The 467-nt window shown below is 64.7% G+C and carries 1 protein-coding gene; it reads left to right on the top strand.

Annotation, left to right across the window (positions count from 1 at the left end; all coding sequences use genetic code 11):
- Positions 1 to 230: 230 nt before the first annotated feature.
- On the top strand, positions 231 to 467 hold a 237-nt coding region (locus ACU8YC_RS26960), incomplete at its 3' end, for a type VI secretion system baseplate subunit TssF (RefSeq protein ID WP_446896255.1).

Raw genomic sequence — 467 nt, 5'->3', positions numbered from 1 at the left:
CTACTACGGCAGCCTCGACATCCAGGGTCGAGGCCACTGGGCAATGGCGGACGGGCAGATCGAGTTGCGCGAACGCGGGCCGAGGGCCTTTTTCGACGGGATGAAACTTGTGCCAAGCGGCAACTGCCTGCTCGTGAACATGGACACCTCCACGGGATGCTACCGCCGACGCTAGGAGCCCCGCCGCACAAGCGCGCCGGACACGAAACGACAAGGATGAATCGTTAGACATGTCTTTCAACCATTACTACCAGAGCGAGCTCACCGCCCTGCGCCAGCTCGGCAAGCGCTTCGCCGAGCGCAGCCCGGCGCTCGCGCCGTTCCTCGGGCAGGCCGGGCGCGATCCGGATGTCGAGCGGCTGCTCGAAGGCTTCGCCTTTCTCACCGGGCGGCTGCGGCAGAAGCTCGATGACGAGCTGCCGGAGCTGACCCACTCGCTGATGCATCTACTCTGGCCGAACTACATG

It is taken from the genome of Citrobacter sp. VF227 (assembly GCF_052950715.1).
The sequence above is the reverse complement of the archived record's forward strand: the minus strand, read 5'-3'. Positions and strand labels throughout refer to the sequence as shown.